Origin of the sequence: Mesorhizobium sp. M8A.F.Ca.ET.208.01.1.1 (assembly GCF_004791315.1) — a bacterium.
GTDB lineage: Bacteria > Pseudomonadota > Alphaproteobacteria > Rhizobiales > Rhizobiaceae > Mesorhizobium.
In genome coordinates, this window is the sequence record NZ_SRUT01000001.1 from 1,476,724 (window position 1) to 1,495,328 (window position 18,605).

23 protein-coding genes are annotated in these 18,605 nt (G+C 63.6%); 8 read left to right on the plus strand and 15 right to left on the minus strand.

Translation table 11 applies throughout. The features are described 5' to 3' along the window. The first annotated feature begins 62 nt into the window (after positions 1-62). The 4 genes from EN851_RS07510 to EN851_RS07525 are packed head-to-tail and all read left to right on the plus strand — an operon-like array spanning position 63 to position 3,385. Positions 63-974, plus strand: coding sequence for an ABC transporter permease (locus EN851_RS07510; RefSeq protein ID WP_127279657.1), 912 nt, complete (start codon positions 63-65; stop codon positions 972-974). A gap of 1 nt (position 975) precedes the next feature. Further along, positions 976-1,794, plus strand: a complete 819-nt coding sequence (locus tag EN851_RS07515) for an ABC transporter permease (protein ID WP_135928863.1) — start codon at positions 976-978, stop codon at positions 1,792-1,794. Positions 1,795-1,796: 2 nt separating this feature from the next. Beyond that, complete coding sequence (locus tag EN851_RS07520) at positions 1,797-2,543, plus strand: aspartate/glutamate racemase family protein (RefSeq protein WP_189521820.1); 747 nt, start codon at positions 1,797-1,799, stop codon at positions 2,541-2,543. A 5-nt stretch (positions 2,544-2,548) separates the two neighbouring features. Further along, positions 2,549-3,385, plus strand: coding sequence for a GNAT family N-acetyltransferase (locus tag EN851_RS07525; RefSeq protein WP_135864065.1), 837 nt, complete (start codon positions 2,549-2,551; stop codon positions 3,383-3,385). Positions 3,386-3,414: 29 nt separating this feature from the next. On the opposite strand, the gene EN851_RS07530 is transcribed toward EN851_RS07525, so the two are convergent. Continuing rightward, positions 3,415-5,718, minus strand: coding sequence for a Wzz/FepE/Etk N-terminal domain-containing protein (locus EN851_RS07530; protein WP_135928864.1), 2,304 nt, complete (start codon positions 5,716-5,718; stop codon positions 3,415-3,417). A gap of 255 nt (positions 5,719-5,973) precedes the next feature. Between EN851_RS07530 and EN851_RS07535 the strand changes: the two genes are divergently transcribed. The 4 genes from EN851_RS07535 (at position 5,974) to EN851_RS07550 (ending at position 10,568) form a co-directional block, all read left to right on the plus strand. Beyond that, the gene (locus EN851_RS07535; RefSeq protein WP_127279587.1) at positions 5,974-6,537 is read left to right on the plus strand and encodes a polysaccharide biosynthesis/export family protein; all 564 of its coding nucleotides are present in this window, start codon (positions 5,974-5,976) and stop codon (positions 6,535-6,537) included. Positions 6,538-6,548: 11 nt separating this feature from the next. Then, positions 6,549-7,679 (plus strand): glycosyltransferase, encoded by a 1,131-nt coding sequence (locus EN851_RS07540; RefSeq protein ID WP_127279588.1) that lies wholly within the window; start codon positions 6,549-6,551, stop codon positions 7,677-7,679. Positions 7,680-7,767: 88 nt separating this feature from the next. After that, the gene (locus tag EN851_RS07545; RefSeq protein WP_127279589.1) at positions 7,768-9,303 is read left to right on the plus strand and encodes an undecaprenyl-phosphate glucose phosphotransferase; all 1,536 of its coding nucleotides are present in this window, start codon (positions 7,768-7,770) and stop codon (positions 9,301-9,303) included. Beyond that, positions 9,300-10,568: an O-antigen ligase family protein gene (locus EN851_RS07550; RefSeq protein WP_127279590.1), complete on the plus strand. Its 1,269-nt coding sequence runs from the start codon at positions 9,300-9,302 to the stop codon at positions 10,566-10,568. Before EN851_RS07545 ends, EN851_RS07550 begins: the two co-directional genes overlap by 4 nt. Before the next feature lie 105 nt (positions 10,569-10,673). On the opposite strand, the gene EN851_RS07555 is transcribed toward EN851_RS07550, so the two are convergent. The 14 genes from EN851_RS07555 to EN851_RS07615 form a co-directional block, all read right to left on the minus strand. Beyond that, entirely contained in the window at positions 10,674-11,861 is a 1,188-nt protein-coding gene (locus tag EN851_RS07555) for a site-specific integrase (RefSeq protein ID WP_135928865.1), read from the minus strand. 169 nt (positions 11,862-12,030) lie between these two features. Continuing rightward, on the minus strand, positions 12,031-12,657 hold the full coding sequence (locus EN851_RS07560; RefSeq protein WP_135928866.1) for a hypothetical protein: 627 nt from the start codon (positions 12,655-12,657) through the stop codon (positions 12,031-12,033). Further along, positions 12,654-12,911, minus strand: a complete 258-nt coding sequence (locus EN851_RS07565; RefSeq protein ID WP_135928867.1) for a hypothetical protein — start codon at positions 12,909-12,911, stop codon at positions 12,654-12,656. Before EN851_RS07565 ends, EN851_RS07560 begins: the two co-directional genes overlap by 4 nt. Then, positions 12,908-13,111: a hypothetical protein gene (locus tag EN851_RS07570; protein WP_135928868.1), complete on the minus strand. Its 204-nt coding sequence runs from the start codon at positions 13,109-13,111 to the stop codon at positions 12,908-12,910. The genes EN851_RS07565 and EN851_RS07570 overlap by 4 nt, the downstream gene beginning before the upstream one ends. Continuing rightward, positions 13,108-14,145, minus strand: coding sequence for a hypothetical protein (locus tag EN851_RS36205; RefSeq protein ID WP_245520704.1), 1,038 nt, complete (start codon positions 14,143-14,145; stop codon positions 13,108-13,110). The genes EN851_RS07570 and EN851_RS36205 overlap by 4 nt, the downstream gene beginning before the upstream one ends. Next, entirely contained in the window at positions 14,142-15,314 is a 1,173-nt protein-coding gene (locus EN851_RS07580) for a phage Gp37/Gp68 family protein (RefSeq protein WP_135928869.1), read from the minus strand. The genes EN851_RS36205 and EN851_RS07580 overlap by 4 nt, the downstream gene beginning before the upstream one ends. Before the next feature lie 106 nt (positions 15,315-15,420). Next, positions 15,421-15,789, minus strand: coding sequence for a hypothetical protein (locus EN851_RS07585; protein WP_135928870.1), 369 nt, complete (start codon positions 15,787-15,789; stop codon positions 15,421-15,423). Then, positions 15,786-16,184: a hypothetical protein gene (locus EN851_RS07590; protein ID WP_135928871.1), complete on the minus strand. Its 399-nt coding sequence runs from the start codon at positions 16,182-16,184 to the stop codon at positions 15,786-15,788. The genes EN851_RS07585 and EN851_RS07590 overlap by 4 nt, the downstream gene beginning before the upstream one ends. Next, on the minus strand, positions 16,181-16,468 hold the full coding sequence (locus EN851_RS07595) for a hypothetical protein (RefSeq protein WP_135928872.1): 288 nt from the start codon (positions 16,466-16,468) through the stop codon (positions 16,181-16,183). Before EN851_RS07595 ends, EN851_RS07590 begins: the two co-directional genes overlap by 4 nt. Beyond that, entirely contained in the window at positions 16,465-16,722 is a 258-nt protein-coding gene (locus EN851_RS07600; protein WP_135928873.1) for a hypothetical protein, read from the minus strand. Before EN851_RS07600 ends, EN851_RS07595 begins: the two co-directional genes overlap by 4 nt. Then, on the minus strand, positions 16,719-16,910 hold the full coding sequence (locus tag EN851_RS07605) for a hypothetical protein (RefSeq protein ID WP_135928874.1): 192 nt from the start codon (positions 16,908-16,910) through the stop codon (positions 16,719-16,721). The genes EN851_RS07600 and EN851_RS07605 overlap by 4 nt, the downstream gene beginning before the upstream one ends. Before the next feature lie 246 nt (positions 16,911-17,156). Next, positions 17,157-17,318 (minus strand): hypothetical protein, encoded by a 162-nt coding sequence (locus EN851_RS36210; RefSeq protein WP_189521778.1) that lies wholly within the window; start codon positions 17,316-17,318, stop codon positions 17,157-17,159. A gap of 12 nt (positions 17,319-17,330) precedes the next feature. Next, on the minus strand, positions 17,331-17,813 hold the full coding sequence (locus EN851_RS07610) for a hypothetical protein (RefSeq protein WP_135928875.1): 483 nt from the start codon (positions 17,811-17,813) through the stop codon (positions 17,331-17,333). A gap of 196 nt (positions 17,814-18,009) precedes the next feature. Further along, a complete protein-coding gene (locus EN851_RS07615) occupies positions 18,010-18,582 on the minus strand; it encodes a hypothetical protein (RefSeq protein WP_135928876.1) in 573 nt (190 codons plus the stop codon). Between the last annotated feature and the right edge of the window lie 23 nt (positions 18,583-18,605).

Below are 18,605 nucleotides of genomic sequence, written 5' to 3' on the forward strand. Positions count from 1 at the left end.
CCTTCTCCCTGGCTGGAGAAGGGGAACGCGGCCCGGCCGTATCGCCAAACCCGAGAGCATTGATGACAGTCGCGCTCGAACGCCCCGCAATCGCCGCCGCGAAACCAGCCCGACGACGCCGGTTCTCCATCGGCGCCGTCGCGCCCTATCTGCAGTCGGCACCTCTGGCGCTGATCCTCGGCGCGTTCTTGCTGCTGCCCATCATCATGATCGTCGTCGTGTCGTTCTGGGACTACGACTTCGCCACAATGTACCCGGACTTTCTCACCACCAATTATTCCGACGTTCTCGGCTCCTGGGTCACCTGGAAAACCTATCTCAACACCATCAAATTCGCATTCATCGTCTGGGGGCTGACCCTGTTCATCGGCTTCTGGGTCGCTTATTTCCTCGCCTTCCACATTCGAACGACCGCCATGCAGATGGTGCTGTTCCTGGTCTGCACGGTGCCGTTCCTGACCTCGAACATCATTCGCATGATCTCGTGGATACCAGTGCTCGGCCGCAACGGGCTGATCAACTCGACGCTCGTGCATCTCGGGCTGGTGCCGAAGCCCATCGAATGGCTGCTCTATTCGGAATTCGCGGTCGTGCTGGCCATGGTCCACCTCTACACGCTGTTCATGGTGACGCCGATCTTCAACACGCTGATGCGCATCGACCGTTCGCTGGTCGAGGCCGCGCGCGATGCCGGGGCTTCGGGCGGGCAGGTGCTGTGGAACGTCATCATCCCGCTGGCCAAACCCGGCATGGCGATCGGCACCATCTTCGTCGTCACCCTGGTAATGGCCGATTTCTCGACCGTGCAGGTGATGTCGGGCGGCCAGAGCGCATCCGTCGCGCTGATGATGAAGAACCAGATGTCGCTGCTGCAATATCCGGCCGCCGCCGCCAACGCCGTGGTGCTGCTAGTGCTGGTGCTGCTGATGGTCGCCGGCATCCTGCGCATCGTCGACATCCGCAGGGAACTGTGACGTGAACCACGAAAAACGCTCTCTTGAATTCTACGCGCTGGCGGTGTTCTTCGCGCTGTTCGTGCTGTTCCTCTATGGCCCGCTGTCGGCGATCCTGATCCTCTCCTTCCAGGGCGAGACCGGCGGCCTCACCTTCCCGCTCAACGGCGTGTCGCTGCATTGGTTCGCCAATCTGTTCGAACGCCAGGCGGTCGGCGATTTCGGCGGCAGCTTCAAGCGCTCGCTGGTTCTCGGCCTTATGGTGATGGTCGTCACTGTCGTCGTCTCGCTGCTGGCCGGGCTGGCCTTCCGCCAGAAATTTCGCGGCGCCACCGCTTTGTTCTACCTGGCGGTCGCCAGCCTTGTGGTACCCTCCATCATCATTTCGCTGGGCATCGGCGTTGTCTTTCAGCAAGTCGGCTTCCGACCAGCCTGGTATACGTCAGCCTTCGGCGCGCATTTGACCTGGACCTTGCCGTTCGGCGTGCTCATCATGTTCGCCGTCTTCAACCGCTTCTCGCCTGCCTATGAGGAAGCCGCACGCGACCTTGGCGCCTCGTCCTGGCAGACCTTCGCCCATGTCGTGCTGCCGATGATCGCGCCAAGCCTGATCGGCGTAGGCCTGTTCGGCTTCACGCTGTCCTACGATGAGTTCGCCCGCACACTGATGACCTCGGGAACCTTCAACACACTGCCGCTCGAGATCTACGGCATGACCACCAATGTCACCACGCCGGTTCTCTACGCGCTGGGCACGGTGACCACCGTGTTTTCCTTCCTGGTGATCATGGCGACGCTAGGCGCCATCCTCTATGTCGGCCGCCGCCGGACCAGGGCGTGATCGTGCGGATACTGGTGGTAAATCCCAACACGACGGCGAGCATGACCGAGACGATCGCGGCGGCCGCGCGCAGTGTCGCCGGAGCCTGGACCGAAATCGTCGCGGTTACTTCGTCCATGGGGCCGGCCTCGATCGAGGGTTATTATGACGAGGCACTGGCGGTGCCCGGCCTGCTGATGGAAATCGCCACTGGCGAACGTGCCGGGGCGCAGGCCGCGATCATTGCCTGCTTCGACGACACCGGGCTTGATGCCGCCAGGGCCATGGCCGCCATTCCCGTCATCGGCATCTGCGAGGCAGCACTCAGCATGGCCTGCTTCATTGCCCAGCGCTTCACTGTCGTAACCACCACCGAACGCTCGCGTGTGCCTGTCGAGGGGTTGGTGCAACGCTATGGCATGTCGGGTCGGGCGCGCGTGCGAGCCGCCGATATTCCGGTGCTGGCACTCGAGGACCCGGCATCGGGGGCAGTCGGCAAGCTGCGCGATGAGATCGCCCGGGCCGTGGAGGAGGATCGCGCCGAGGCCATCGTGCTTGGCTGCGCCGGCATGGCGGATCTTGCCCACAGGTTGCAGAGCGAGTTCGGTCTGCCTGTCGTTGACGGCGTCGGAGCCGCTTTGAAGCAAGCCGAGGCCCTGGTGGCTCTTGGCCTCGCGACATCGAAGCGCGGTGCTTATGCGACCCCGCTCGCCAAACCCTATCGTGGTATGCTGAAATCGTTCTCTCCAGGAGCAGTCGCTGCCGAGTAAGCACCATGAAACCGATCACCCGCCCGCTGTCGCTGGGAGAATTGGCTGACCTCATCGACTGGGCGGCCGCGGAGGGCTGGAACCCTGGCGTTGACGATGCGGCGATGTTTCAGGCAGCGGATCCCATGGGTTTCATCGGCGCCTTTGCCGGCGGCGAAATGGTCGCCGGGATCTCGGCCGTGGCCTATGGGCACGATTTTGGTTTCGTCGGTCTCTACATCTGCCGGCCGGATATGCGCGGCAAGGGTTACGGCAAGGCGGCATGGACCGCGGGCATGAACAGGCTGGCCGGGCGCACCATCGGGCTCGATGGCGTCGAAGAGCAACGAGCCAACTACGAGAGCAAAGGGTTCAGGCCGCTCTACGAGACCATCCGTTACAGCGGGCGCCCTGCGGCCCTGACCATCGGCGCCAAACGGCCTCGCATGGTGACCGCGCAATTGGTGCCCGACATCATGAGATATGACGCGCTCTGCTTTCCCGCCTCCCGCCATTCTTTCCTGCAGCGATGGCTGCTGCCGCCGCACCGCGCGGTGGCAGCGATCGGGCCACGGGGAACGGCCGGCTACGCGGTAGCGCGATCCTGCCGCAGCGGCTTCAAGATCGGCCCGCTCTTCGCCGACGACATGCAGACCGCACTGGGATTGCTCGAAGACCTGGCAGGCGCCTGCGAAGGAGGCGACCTTCACATCGACGTTCCGGCCAGCAAGGTGGACTTCATCGCGGCGCTGGTGGCGGCAGGCTTCTCACCGACCTTCACCACCACGCGCATGTACAAAGGCCCGCCGCCGAGGCTTGACGCCAACAGGATATTCGGCGTGACGACACTGGAACTGGGATAGGCCGGGCGTGCCTTTGAGGGGCGGCTCTTTCAGGCTGCTGAACGCCGCCCCGGCACCGGATTGCCTGGCGGCTCGTGGCCGAGCGGCGTCACCAGCGTCAGGTCGGGATAGCCGCTCTCGATCAGCTTGACCGCAGCCTGCGTCACCTCGTCGTCGGCCTCCAGCATCGACAAGAACACCTCGGTGGCCTCCCCGCCCAGACGGCTGATGCCTTGTGCATCGGCCGGCCCGCACTCGACCACCACCAGATCATAGGCTGTCGTCAGCGACTGCATGATGATCGGCAGCCGGTCGGCGGCACGCATGGCACGCACCGGATCGGCGGTGCCTACCGGGATGACATGGCAGTCCGAATAAAGGTCGGCATGGATCACGTCGCTGAACTGCGCCTGCGACGCCAGCAGATTGGTGATGCCAGGGAAAAGTCCGCTGTCCAGCATCGGCCGCGAGGCAGCCCCCGAGACCGTGAGGTCGAGCAGCAGGACGCGCAGGCCGGCGTCGGAAACCTCGCGCGCCACCAGGATCGCCGACGCCGCCGCTTCATCGCCCTCGGGGGAAACGAATATGGCGCGCGCCGCCCCGCTGGCGATCAGCTTCTCGGCGGCCTTCTCGACGTCGATCTCGCCGAGCACGGAGCGCGGTCGCCGAACCTCCACGACGGGTTCAGGCTCGGCCATAGGTTCAGGTTTGGCCACGGGTTCAGGTTTCGCCAAGGATTCAGGCTCGGCGGCAGGCTCCGCTTTGGCGACAGGCTTGACCTCGGCGGCAGGTTGCGGCTGCGCCGGTGTTTGCGCGACCGTTTCGGGCCGTGATGCCTCGGAGGCGCGATTGGCGAATTCGTCGGCGATCGCCGGCTCCAGGCGGTTGGATGGCTCCTGATAAGCGGCTGGCGACATTGCCACCTCGTCGATCGGTTCAAGCCGCGCGCCGCTTGCCGGGCGCATGGCGCGGCCCGAGAAAAGTTCCCGCAGCAGCGTGAACACCGCCGCCAGCAGAAGGGAAGCCGCCGCGGCAGCGCCGACGATCGGCCCGACCTTGGGGAAGTACGGTTCGGAGGGGACCGAGGCCGGCGAGGCGATGCGAGCGTCGACCGGAACATAGTTGCGATCCTGACGCGACGCCGCCTCGCGATAATTGGTCAGGTAAAGTTCGAGTTGCTGGCGCTTGGCGGCGGCATCGCGCTGCAGCGCGTCGAGACCGACCTGCTGTTCGCCGGCCTGTGCCGAAGCAGCCTTGAGCGTGTTGACGTCGGCGACGAGTTGGTTTTCGCGCGACTTGGCGGCATCGGCCTGCATCGCCAGGCCCTTCATGATCTTCTGGGCTTCGCTGCGGATCTGCGCATCGAGATCGGCCAGCTGTGATTTGGCCGCGCGAATACGTGGATGATTGTCGAGCAGCGTCGTCGACAGATCGGCGATGTTGGCGCGCAGTTCGACCTGCCGTTCCCGCAAACGCTGGATCAGATCGGAAGACAGCACTTCCGGCAGTGAATCCAGCGATCCGCCATTTTGCAGTGCCTTGCGCACGCTCTCGGCCGTGCCTTCGGCCGCGGCGCGGTTGGCTCGCACCCGCGACAACTCGGTCGACAACTCGGCCAATTGCTGGGTGGCCAAGGTGGAATTGTTACCGCCCATCAGGAGGTCCGACTGGGCGCGGTAAGCCGCGACCTTGGCTTCGGCATCCCTGACCTGCTTGGACAGGTCGGCGATCTCGGGTGCCAGGAAGTCCGCGGCGGCGGTGTTCGATTCGCTCTTGGCCGCGCCCTGCCCCGCAATATAAGCCGCGGCAATGGCATCCGGGATGTCGGCGGCAAGCTTCGGATCCTCCGAAGAGAACTCGATAGCAATGATGCGAGTCTTTTCAACGCCGTAGACGTTGAGCTTCTCGCGCATTTTCTTCAGCACGCGTTCGTCGGCCGAAACATCCATCGGGTCGTTCTTCAGGCCAAGCAGGATCAGCACACGGCTCAGGGACGACATGTTGATCGTCTCGTCGAACTCAGACAATCGCGACAGGCCGAGTTTCTGGGCGACCTGCTTGAGGATTTCGTTGGACGAAATTATCTGGACCTGGGTGGCAACGCCCTGCTCATCGAGGATCGGCTTGTCGCTGTCCGGGGTGCTGCTGGCGGGCCGCGTATAGACGGATTCTCGCGGGGCGATCTCCACCTGCGTCTGGGCCTTGTAGTGTCGGGTCGCGAACGACGCAGCCGCGAAGGCAAGTCCCGTCACCACGAGAACGAAGACCAGAATCCGCAGCCAGTTCCGCCCCAGGCTGGCGAAGAGCTGCCTGAGATCAACGTCGACGTCTGCGGCCGCGGACTGAACGGACATGCATCCCTACTCCGAAACTGGGTCGGGACGCACCGTAAACAACTATGGTAACTCAGCCGTTAAGATCACGGTAAGCTTCCATTAGGGTTTACTGGCGGGCGATCGAAAAAATCGATAAAATCGCAAAACCTGCCCGTAAGAACGGCTATCGGCTCACTCCTTTACCGGCCATTAACCCTAACAGGATGATAACGGACCCGATCCCAGATGTTTGCTGCGACGCCGCAGCGGCCAGTCGAAGGTACCTGTCCGGTCATGAAAAGCACTGCTTCCCTCTTTCGCGCACTGCTTGCCGTGTCGATGCTCGCGGGCTGCTCCAGCTATCGGCCGACGCCGGCCGCCTTTCACGAGGTCCTCGACCAGCCGTATCGTCTCGGCGCCGGCGACCGTGTTCGCGTCACCGTGTTCGAGCAGGAGGGCCTGACCAATAGCTATAGCGTCGACCAGTCCGGCTACATCTCCTTCCCACTCGTCGGCGCCATTCCGGCACGTGGCCACACCGCGCAGCAGATGGAAAAGGAGATCGCCGACAAACTGCGGCAGGGCTATCTGCGCGACCCCGATGTCTCGGTCGAGATCGATCGTTACCGTCCGATCTTCGTCATGGGCGAAGTGGGCGCCGCCGGCCAGTATTCCTATGTGCCCGGCCTGACTGTGCAGAAGGCCATCGCCATCGCCGGCGGCTTCACGCCACGCGCCAACCAGGAGAGCGTCGACATCACCCGCGACATCAACGGCAAGGTGATAACCGGCCGCGTGGTCACTTCCGATCCGCTGCTGCCGGGAGATACCGTCTACGTCCGCGAACGCCTGTTCTGAACAGACACCTCGTGGCGGGCAAGCTCAGGATCGTCCACTGCTTTCGCTCACCCGTCGGAGGAATTTTCCGGCACGTGCGCGACCTGACGGAAGCGCAGGTCGCCGCCGGCCACATGGTCGGCATCGTTTGCGACTCCACCACCGGCGGCGAACTCGAGGAGCGCCTGTTCGAGCAGATGAAGGGCACGCTGGCGCTCGGCATCCATCGCACGCCAATGCAGCGCCATGTCGGCCCGGGCGACGTGACCTCGGCGCGGCGCACCTACAGGATCATCAAGGAATTGCGGCCGGACGTGCTGCACGGGCACGGCGCCAAGGGTGGCGTCTATGCCCGTCTGTTCGGCTCATTGTTGCGGGTATCAAGGTCTCGCGTAGCCCGCCTCTATTCGCCGCATGGCGGTTCTCTCCACTATGACGAGAACACAGCCACCGGAAAGCTGTTCTTCGCGCTCGAGTATCTCATGGCGCGCTTCACCGACAGTCTGCTGTTCGTCTCCGACTACGAGCGGCGGACCTATCGCAGGAAGGTAGGCGAGCCGCCGATCCCGAACACGCTGGTCTACAATGGACTTCGCGCCACCGAATTCGAGACGGTGACCGCCGGGTCCGATGCGGCTGATTTGCTCTATATCGGCATGATGCGGGACCTCAAGGGCCCAGATATCTTCATCGATGCGCTGGCCGCCGTCGCTTCCCGGCTTGGCCGATCACCGAGTGCCGTGATGGTCGGCGATGGCGACGACCTGCCCCGCTACCACGAGCAGGTGAAGCGCCTGGGGCTTGAAGGCAATGTCCGCTTCCTGCCGCCTATGCCGGCCCGGGAGGCCTTTGTCCTGGCGGCGCTCGTCGTCGTTCCCTCGCGTGCCGAGGCCATGCCCTATACCGTGCTGGAGGCACTTGCCGCGGCAAGACCAATGATTGCGACCTCGGTCGGCGGCATACCGGAGATTTTCGGTTCAGGCTCCCCCGCCCTGATCCGGCCGGATCCGGCCGAACTCGCCGATAAGATGAGCCAGGCGCTGGGCGACCTCGCCGCCTATCGCAAATTGATGCCCGATGAATCCACGCTCAGGGCGCGCTTCGGCGCCGACGTCATGGCCGCCGAAATCGAGAAGGCGTATTTCGCCGCGCTGGCAAACTAGTCCCAAGCTCTTCCAAAGCCATGGGTTGTTTCAAGGGTTTCTTAGCTCTCTTTTGCTAATCACCCTGGGGAAGCTTGCGGACTGTTCCATGAACGAGATCGACCCCGCGCACCGCTTTTCATCAGAAGCGGTCCGTAAATTCGACGGCCCTGCCGAAGGCGACAAGCCCGGCGGCATGAACGACGTTGCCCGACAGGTCGCGTCGCAATACCGGCGCGATACAATGTCGCCGATCATGGTCAGCGGCGTGCTGCGCATGGTCGAATTCGCGGTGCTGCTGGTCTCGGGGCTTTGCGTCTATTTCTACTATGTCGGATTCTTCAATTACCTGGCCTGGCAATATCCGCTGACGATCGCCGCCGCGTCGTTCCTCGCCGTGGTGCTGCTCGATGTCACGGATTGCTACCAGGTCGTATCCCTGATGCGGCCGATCGCCAATTTCGGGCGCATCCTGCTCGTCTGGGCCGGGACCTTCGCCCTGATGGCGTTGACGGCATTCGTCATGAAGATGTCGCAAGACTATTCGCGCCTGCTGTTCGGCACCTGGTTCGTCGTTGCCTTTGTCTGCCTCTTCGGCCTCAGGCTGGTGATGTCGAAGCTGATCCGGCGCTGGGCGCGCGATGGCAGCATGGAACGGCGCGCCGTCATCGTCGGTGGCGGCAAGGCGGCGGAAGTGCTCATCCGCTCGGTGGAAAAGCAGCCTTACAATGACATCCGCATCTGCGGCATCTTCGATGACCGCAACGACAAGCGTTCGCCAGCCCTCGTCGCCGGCTATCCCAAGCTCGGCACCATTTCGGAACTGATCGAATTCGCCCGCATCGCCCGCATCGACATGCTGATCGTGTCGTTGCCGCTGACCGCCGAATCGCGCGTGCTGCAATTGCTGAAGAAACTGTGGGTGCTGCCGGTCGACATCCGGCTGTCGGCGCATTCCAATGCGCTGCAGTTCCGTCCGCGCGCCTATTCCTACATCGGCTCGGTGCCGATGCTCGATATCTTCGACAAGCCGATCAACGATTGGGATTCGGTCGCCAAGCGCGCCTTCGACATCATCTTCAGCCTCATGGGCATCATCGCGTTCTCGCCCTTTATGCTGGCCACCGCCATCGCCATCAAGCTCGACAGCAAGGGACCGGTGCTGTTCAAGCAGAAGCGGCACGGCTTCAACAACGAGGTGATCGAAGTCTACAAATTCCGCTCTATGTACACCGACAGGTCGGACCCGACCGCCAAGCAGACGGTGACCAAGAACGATCCGCGCGTCACCCGTGTCGGCCGCTTCATCCGCAAGACCTCGATCGACGAGCTGCCGCAATTCTTCAACTCGCTGCTCGGCTCGCTCTCGCTCATCGGTCCGCGTCCGCACGCCATAGCGGCGCAGTCGCACAATTTGCTCTACAACGAAGTGGTCGATGGCTATTTCGCGCGCCACAAGGTCAAGCCAGGGGTCACCGGCTGGGCGCAGATCAATGGCTGGCGCGGCGAGATGGACACCAATGAAAAGATCCGCATGCGGACGGAGTATGACCTCTATTACATCGAAAACTGGTCGCTGCTGTTCGATCTGCGGATTCTGTTCCTGACGCCGATCCGGCTGCTCAATACGGAAAACGCCTATTGAGCGCGATCAGCCATGATCTGCCGCGCGCGGCGATCAACGCCAAGCTGATCACGCTGATTTCCTCGAGCGCGGTCGTGCTCGGCATTCTTCTGTCGGGCTTCGTCATCAGCGAGCCGGCGCCTTACGAAATTTACATGGCCGCGCTTATCGCCATCTGGGCCCTGTTCGGCCTGCGGATTTCGCGCGCGGCCATGCCGCTGCTGGTGCTGCTGGTGACCATGAACATCGGCGGCATGATCTCCATGACGCAGATGGCGGACCTCGCCTATACGCCGCTCTATCTCGCCGTGTCGCTGTTTCTCGCCTTCAGCGCGGTGTTCTTCGCATCGGTCACCGCAACGCAGCCGAACCTCTACCGGCTGATCTTCAATGCCTATGTCGTCTCGGCCGTGGCCACGTCGCTGCTTGGCATAGCAGGCTATTTCCACGCCTTCCCCGGCACGGAAATGTTCACCAAATACGACCGCGCCGCCGGTGCCTTCCAGGACCCGAACGTGTTCGGGCCGTTCCTGGTGCTGCCCGGCATCTACCTGCTCTATCTGCTGTTGACCGGACCGGTCACGCGCATGCCGCTGCTGGCCGTGCCGCTGCTGATCATCAGCGCCGGTATTTTCTTCTCGTTCTCGCGCGGCGCCTGGGGCATGTTCGCGGTCTCGGCCATCCTGCTCACCGGCTGCCTGTTCCTGCAGAGCGCCAGCGGCATGTTCCGGCTGCGCGTGGTAATCATGACCATCGCCGCCCTGTCGCTGCTTGCCGTCGCCATCATCGTCATATTGCAATTGCCTGGGGTGGCGGAGATGTTTTCCAGCCGCGCCCACCTCGAACAGAGCTACGACACCGCCCGCCTCGGCCGCTTCGCGCGCTACTCGATCGGTTTCCAGATGGCCATGGAGCACCCGTTGGGCATCGGGCCGCTGGTCTTCGGCACGATCTACGGCGAGGACACACACGACATCTGGCTGAAAATGCTGATGGATTATGGCTGGCTCGGCTTCGTCTCGTTCCTGACGCTGTTCTTCTGGACGATATCGGCCGGATTCCGCATCCTGCTGCGCGACCGGCCGTGGCAGCCCTACCTGCTGTGCGCCTACGTCGCCTTTATCGGCAATATCGGGCTCGGCACCTTCATCGACATCGACCACTGGCGCCACATGTACCTGCTGCTCGGCTTGATCTGGGGCGCCATCGCCCTGGAATACCGCCACCAGCGGCTGTTGAGGCCGGTCTTGCCGGCCTCATTCAAACCAGCGATCGCGGCAAGATAATTATCGCGGAAATCGGTTGACCCGAGCCGGGTTATCACGATACATCGCGACCGGTCCGGAGTGTAGCGCAGCCCGGTAGCGCACTTGACTGGGGGGCGGTGGCTCTCAGGCGGATTTTCCCAGTGAATTCATGGTGTTGGTGGTTTCCGTGGGACTTTCCGTGGGATTTTCCGTGGGACTTTTTGTCTGCGCGGCCTCCAGGGCGTTGAGCACGTCCTCCAGCATGGCGTGGGCGTATTTGGTGGTCGTCTTGATGTCCTCGTGGCCGAGCAGCTGCTGGACGACTTTCAGATTGCTGCGGCGCAGCACGCGGGTGGCGGTGGTGTGGCGGGTGTCGTGGAAGTGGAAATTCTTGACGCCGGCCCTGGGCACGGCGCGGCGCATGGCGATCTTGAGGCCCGATTCGGTCAATGGATAGGGATTGCCCTTGACGAGTACGCGGTCCCCCGTCCTCACCGTCCTGGCGGCGAAGTATGTGAAGACCTTTTCTGGGTGATAGTTCTGCTGGGCCCATAGGATCTCGAAGGTGCGCTTGGTCATCGGGATCGAGCGCGGCTTGCTGCCCTTGCCGATGACGGTGAAGCGGCGGCCGAAGAAATCGACCCGGCTCCATTCCAGCCCCAGGATCTCCATGCGCCGGCAGCCATTGAGGAAGGCGAATTCGACCGCGACCTCGTAGCCGCGCGACAGCTCGGCCATGATGGCGGTTTCCTCGGCCACGCTCGCCTCGCGCACGCGCTCCCTGGGCTCGGCCAGCAGATGCTTGCCCCAGTCGATATCGCCGGTCCTGACGCCCCAGACGGCGCCGGCGCGCAGCACGATCTCGCGCAGCGGCTGGGTGACGGTGCGGTTGACGGTGGCCGGACTGACGCGCCGGCGCGCCTCGCGGGTGCGGTATTTGCGCCCCGGCTTGCGCTGCGAGGGCACGAATTCGCCGCGGCGCCTGGCCACCATGGCGGCGACCTTCTCGTCGTTGATGGCGTGCAGCGGCAGGTCGGGGCCGAAATGGGCGACCAGCCAGGCCATCGACCATTCGGTGTTCTTCCAGTTGCGATGGTTCTGGCCGATCTCGATCCAGTAGCGGCTGGTGGCGACGGCGACCGTCATGTTGGGGTCGGCGAAGGCCTTTTCGACGGCGATGGCGGCTTTCGCCTCGGCCCTCCTGGCCCGCTCTACGTCCTTGGCTTCGCGCTTAGACGTGCGTTCCGTCGAGCCTGAAAATCGACGACCCTGTAGCTGGAAGTCGTAGGTGTAGGTGCCATCCCTGGCGTCGGCCCTGATGTAGACGGACATGCGGTTTTCTTTCGCTTTTCCTTCCAGGCGATGAGGTCTTCAAGCTCGTAGCGCGGCGTCTCGCGCTTCGTCCCCAGGCCGATATTGATGTAGGGGATTTCCCCCGCCTTGCGCATGGCGCGCAATATATCGTCGCAGACGCCCAGTTCTGCACAGGCTTCGGCCGGTTTCAAGAGCGGCATGGCGACCCCGCATCGATGTTGGCGCGCGCCACGGTGAACGAGACGGCGACGACCCACGGGTTGGCGTCCCAGCCGAAGCCGCGCGCGGCGTTGAGGGTGTTCCACAGGCGGCAATAGGCAGCGCGATTATCGGGTCCGCCGTTGACATTAAAGTCGACTCCCTCGGCCTTTGCGTCCTCCTCGCTGATCTCCTGCAGCCGCTGGACGCGGACGTCGGTGACGGTCAGTGTCAGGCGCGACGCCCAGCGTGGCATGTGCATGGCCTGCCGGAACCGGCCGATCTTCGAGATTGCTGGATAGCCCCAGGTCTGGTGCGAGCCGTCTGCGTCGTACCTGACTGGCTCTTCGCCACCCATGGCGGACGGCGAGAGATCGTCATAGGCAGACTCGGTCGCCCACGCTTCGCGAACGTATAGCCGGTCGCCGACGGCATAAGGGACCCGGAAGTAGTGGTTTCTGGTCAGCAAGCCCTCGCCCACGATCAAATGAAGATCGCCGGCATGGCGCAGGTGCGGGAGGGTCGTATCTCTCGCCACCCGCCGCGTCTGCGTCTTCCTGCCGTCGAGCAGCGCGCGGACCATGGGGGCGGAAAAGAGAATGGGGCGGTCGGTCACCAGAGATCCTCCGAGTAGAGAGCGGGCGCGCTGGTCAGCCGGTCGCACTGGCCCGCGCCAAGGGCGAGTTCGGCGGCGTCGCGGCGGTTGACGTAGCGGCCGGCACTGGTCAGGAACCCCTGGCTATCAGGCCCGACGACGGTCTGGTTGAAATCCCAGAGCTTACGCAGGACATCGCCATGCCTGGCCGGCGCCGGCAGGCTGGCGATGATGCCGAAAGCCGAAATCGCGACGGAGACGATGCGCTCGGTCAAAGCAGCCTCCGTTGCCTGGCGCCCGGGCGGGCGCAGTCCTGGCAGGTGTGGGTCCATTCGCCCGAAACCTTGGCGATGACGAAGCCTTCGCCACGCGCGTCGGACACCATGATGTCGAACTCATCGGCGGCGTAGCTGCGGCGCTGGCTGACGCCGCATTCGCAGACGATCTGGGACAGGCCGGCGTGGCGTTCGATCATGCCGCTCTCCGGTCGAAGTCGGCGGCCTTGAGATGCTTGCCTTCCGGGTCGACGGCCATCAGCTCATGCGGCACGCGGCGCACTTCGGCCTCGGCCTCGGCGCGGGTATAGCGTCCGGCGGCGATCGTGTCGGTGGTATAGCCGCTGTAGTTCGGGCGATAATAGGCGTCGTGGTCTTTCGCCCAGATCATGAACACCGGCTCGGCGCCGAACAGGATCCGGCGTAGAAGTCCGGCGCGGGCGAAATCCATGCGACGCGTTGCGGCCGCCAGTTCGGCCTCGAGCCGTCCGCGTCGCTGGCGCTCGTTGCGCTTGGTGCGCAGTTCCGTCGGCGGCGTGCAGAATATCTCGCCGCACGACAGGTTGAGCAGCGTGAACTTGTCGGCGGCTACCAGCCACATGCTGTTGAGGTTGTAATAGGCGGTGCCTCGTCCGATCCGCCCGCCATTGTCAACGAACCAGACGGTCGCGCCGTGTTCGATTTTCAGGCCATCTCGCGCAGTATGGTTGTAGGCGTATTTGCTGACCGGGCGGCCTAGCGTCTTGTCGGTGTGCCAGCTTTCGGCGTAGCTCTTTTCGATGCGCTGCAGGGCGGTCAGGCCGGCCACGTCGTTCTGCTTGACCGTGACTGGGGCGAGAGTACGCAGCCAGTCGACGATTCGACGGGCCTCCAGATGGAACCGCAGCCGGTCGAGATAGTCCATGCGGGCCAGCTTGTCGAAATCATAGCGGCGGCCGTTGCGATTGTTCATCGGCCAGGTCGTTGCCCAGAATTCCACCTTGATGCAACGCCCGGCAATCTCGATCGACGCGCGCAACGTGCCGCGTGCCGCAAGCCGGTGGTTGGCGTTGAGGATGCGATAGTTCTTCCTGACCGAAGGATCGGCGCCGACATGCCAGCCGCGCGCCCGCATGGCCCTGATCAAAGGCGCGAACAGGTCGGCCCGGAAAGTCCTGTCCTGGGCGTCCTCCTGCCAGATGCCGATATGGGTGTCGTGCAGGTTGACTGTGATCTTCGCGCGCATCGTGCTCATAGCGCCGGCACCTCGCGCGTTTCGGGCATGCCGTTGTGCTCGATGCCGTCGAGTAGGCGTCCGGCGGCTTTCTTGCCGAGCAGCAGCATCGCCTGCGGTTCAATCCCTGCGGTTTCGTGAAAGCAGTGAACCGTGCCGTCCTGTGCAACCAGGAAGGCCACCGGCTTACCATTTCGCCCGCGCGAGGTGTCGTAGCAGTCTGTGAGGCGCGCAGGCGCCCAGGCACCCCATTGCTTGAAGAAGAAGGGAGTGCCGGCTGCGGAGCAGTCGTTCCTGATCCAGCGCGGCCATTGCGGATACATCGGCCGCGCGTCTGGGCCGCTCTCTCCTCCGACAATGATCTGGTCAAGCTTGGCGCATTGTTCTGTCGCGCCATGAACGCCGTCCGGCGCATCGTGATACTTTAAGCCGCGCAAAGCGTCGATGAAATAGTGGCCGGTGCAGATGCTGGTGAAATCGATCGGCCCGAGCAGCGGTTCGGCGGAGACGAAGCGGATCGCCGCCGGCGTCGCCAGCAGATCGGGAATGCGGAGGTCGGCTTCCTGCTGGCGCTCGGCGGAGACGCCAAGCCAGACGTTGGGGAGAGGCCAGCGCAGCGTGTAAGTCGTCCAGTTGCCGACCATGCCAAGCGCGGCGCTGATGCGCTTGTTGACAACCTGGTAGTCATCGTCGCTGGTGCTCCAATGCTTCCTCTCGATCTTCGAGCGGAAAAACATGTCGATTGCAGCGATTTTGACGTGATGGATGCGGGCCGCCCCATCCGGCCAACGCGTCATGTATTCCCGCATACGCCTGGCGCGCTTGGTCAGCACCTGGAACGTGTGCTGCGGCGCCAGCGCCATGACGGCGAAAACCCTGTCGATCCACTCGTCGGGCACGTCCTCGTGGAAGAGGTCGCCCATGGAGTTGACGAAGATGCGGCGCGGCCTGGCCCAGCGCAGCGGCTGGGTCAGGATATGCTCTGGCGCCAACGCAAGCTTGCCGGTCCAGACGGTGTTGCCGTTTACCTTCTTCGTGGTGCCGGCGTATTGCTTGGCTGAGCCCATGGCCTCGATCCGCGCCGCCATCTTCATGGCGTAGCAGTGCGTGCAGCCGGGCGAGAGGACGGAACAGCCGACGATCGGATTCCACGTCGCGTCGGTCCATTCGATGGAGGATTTGTCAGCCATGGGTGGCGACATAGGCGGCCACGATGCTGGCGGTGAGGTCGGTTGACTTAGACTCCATGACGATACTCCTGTGGTTGTGGTGAGGTGGAAAACTGGGAGAGAAGCTTCAGCCGACCGTCGCCGGCTCCTTCTGTGGGCGAGCTGATTGCAGTGCCATGGCATGGCCCAGATAGGTCGACGCCATCGTTTCGTAGTGGGTTTGGAGGCCGCGAAGTGCGCGAGCCAGCGTTCCATCCGAGCAATCGGCAAGGAATGGCGCGCGAAGACCGAAACCAGCGCTTTTGACCTCGTACCAAGGGCGACCAGTGGCGGCGTAATTGTCGCGCCGCTCAACCAACAAAGTCGAGAGCCGGTTGAAGCCGCTGGATTTGATGCCGGTGGCCTTGAGAAGCGCGTCGCTGCGCGACTTGTGGACTGTCCACGAATAGCCGGGCATGAGCTTCGTCAGTTCGGCGCGGAATTCCTTCGGCGTCATACCTTGTCGGCCTCCGCTTCGAGGACGGCGATCAGCCGCTCGACATAGTCTTCCGCGCTTTCGCCGGCCGGCGAGGTTTCAATCGTCTTCTCGATGGCGCCGCGCAGTTCGGCGATGAAGGCGCGGGCCGCCGCCGCATGGCTTCCGCCGGCCGCCTGCATCGCGGCAAAAGCCGCGACCGCCAGCGGGTCTTCGGCGCTGACGTGGAGCATGGCGTCGGCCAGTGCGTAACACTGGCGCGCCTTTTCGCGCTCCTTGGTGTCGGGGGAAAATCCGGTCCACTGCACGGCGAGCCCGACCAGCGCCTGGCCGGCGAACCAGTCGCGCAGTGTCAGGCCGCCATCGGAAATGGCGCAACTCTTGATAGGCTTGGGAAAGACAGGCCCGTTGCTCATCCGCGCACCTTTTCCAATGCGCCCGCCGCTTGCGCGAGCTGGGCCTTGTAGAGTTTCGAAAAATCGAGCGCCGCCTGGTAGAGCGGCTTCAGCAGCGCCTCGGTGGCCTGGCGCTCGGGGTCCTTCCACAGCGTCGGGTGGATCAGGGCTCCGATGCTCTCCATGTTGCGGCTCTCCTGCATGAACCGCGCGAGCGTAGGCTCGATGCTTGCGAACAGCATGGCCGCCGCGCACATAGCGGCGTTGGCTTCTTCCAGCGCGAGGAGGGCTTCGTCGCGGGTCATGGGGCAAAACTCCAGGCGATCAGGCCGATGCCGACCAGAGCGGTGGCGATGGCGAGGCCGAGCGCGATCCAGTCGCCGGCGCGCAGGACGCCGCCGGCCGCCGCGACCGCGTCGCAACTGGCCTCACAGCCGCATTCTGGCCATTGCGCGCAGACCAGCCGCAGCTCGCCGTTGGGCGGCACGGCGATGGTCTGCAATGCCGGCGGCGCGTCGAAGGCTTCGCTCGGCCAATGCGGGAAGGCGTCGCGCTTCATGGCCGCAGACCCATCCAGACGCCGAGCAGCGTTGCTGCGCCCAGGCAGGCGAGCAGCAGCGGCGCCGACCAGGTCGGGCGCGGCGCCGCCGGGATTTCGGCGCGGGCCGGCTGCGACGCCGGGCGCTGCCCGAGGTCGAGGTCGAGATCGACAATTGCGCCGCTGAAGCGGCCGACGCACCGGCTCATCGCGCCACCCAGAAGGTGGCGAGGATGATGGCGGCGAGCAGCAATGCGGTCAGGCGGCGGTGGCCGACCAGCCAGTCGGTGAAGGCGTCCAGCGCGGCGTTCATTGCAGGTCACCCCTTTGGGGCGGAGGTTCGGCGGCCGTGCTTTTATGTAGATATGGCGCGCAATGCGCCGGGCGTCGGCGTCCAGCGCCACAGCCCCGCCCTCCATAGCGCGGTGCCGAATGCTTGGCCGGGCTGTAGGCGATCATTGTTTTTCCCTTTCCTTGGCTACGATCGCCTCTTCAATTTCCTTCGCCACGTCATCGAGAGATCCGCTTGGGTTTGTCGACCCGATCAGGACGACCTCTTTTCGTCTGATCGCGGCGAGCACGTCCTTCAGTTCTTCGGGGGGCAAATCGGTTCCCATTTCGGTCGTCTCCTATTTCGCAAACAGTTTCAGCGTCTCTGCGACCGGCAGTTCCTTGCGGTCGGGCGTCGTTGCCTTGGCCAGCTTTTCGACCGACGAGCCTCTGGCCATGAATGCAATGGTTCCCATGACCGAGACCTGCGCCGAAAAACGCGCCTGGCGCTCGCGGTCGAGCTTGGAGAAATCGGCCTTCATCTGGCGCTCGACCGAGCGCTGCGCGCGCCGGCGAACCTTGTCCATCGCCTGCACGCCTTCATCGACGATCTCTGCATCGGACAGCCGCTTGACGCCCTTGCCGGTGACGCAGGCGAAAACCGCGTCATGGTCGCGCAGCATGCGCCGAAGCGCGGTGCGCAACGGACCAAAGGCGCCGCCGACGGGCCGTGAAATGACGGCCGACAATTCGTCATAGGCCAGCAATTCGCCTACCGATGCTTTTTCCAGTCTGCCAAGCAGTAGGCGGGCGTCGGCAGACATCTGAAAAATCGGCTTCATTGTTGTATCCTTGGCTGGCGTGTTGAGGTGCGGCGCGTAACGTGGCGATGCGCGACGCCGCGGCGCGGGGCGCTGTGGTGGGAAAAGAAAGGGGGGCGCTGGCGAGATGAAATGCGCGGAGTCGCGAGACGCTGCGACGCGCCGCTTTGAGTGGCGGAGCGCCAAGAAGCGCAACGAAGCACCGAAATGAAAAACATTAGACTTCGCTCCACTCGAAGCCGGAAACAGTGAAGCGGCCAAGGAAGCCGCCTTTTTCAGGCCGGAAGCGGCCGATACCGATCAGCCGGCCAGCCTCGATGACCGCCTTCTCGAACACTGCATTGGGAATGACCTCGTCGAGGATGGCGAAGCGGGCGATGCCGACCCACTGCTGAACGTAAGGGAAGCGGCGCTTGACGCGCTTGCCGGAGCCGCGGACCCCGTCGGCATTGGCCCATATGGTGATCTGCTCAAGATCCTTGCGATGAACCCCGATCGGCACATCGCCTTCGCAGATCTGGCCGGCGACGAAGAACTTGGTGTAGGTCGACTTGCCCCGGCCGGCGATGCCGATATTGAGCCGCTTTACTGCCTCGTCCACCGCCATCTTGAGAGCCATGGCTGGAATGCAGACAACGTCATCGGAATTGAAGGTCGACTTCTCTTTCCAGAGGCGCTTGTCGTATTCCTCCGCACCCTCCTTTTCCTTCTTCGGAAAAACTTCAGGGTCGACGATCTTCGACTGGCTGTAAGGGGTGACCGACTGCATCGAAACAAGGCAGATGCGCATTTTTGCTGTCTCCGCTCGCGGGC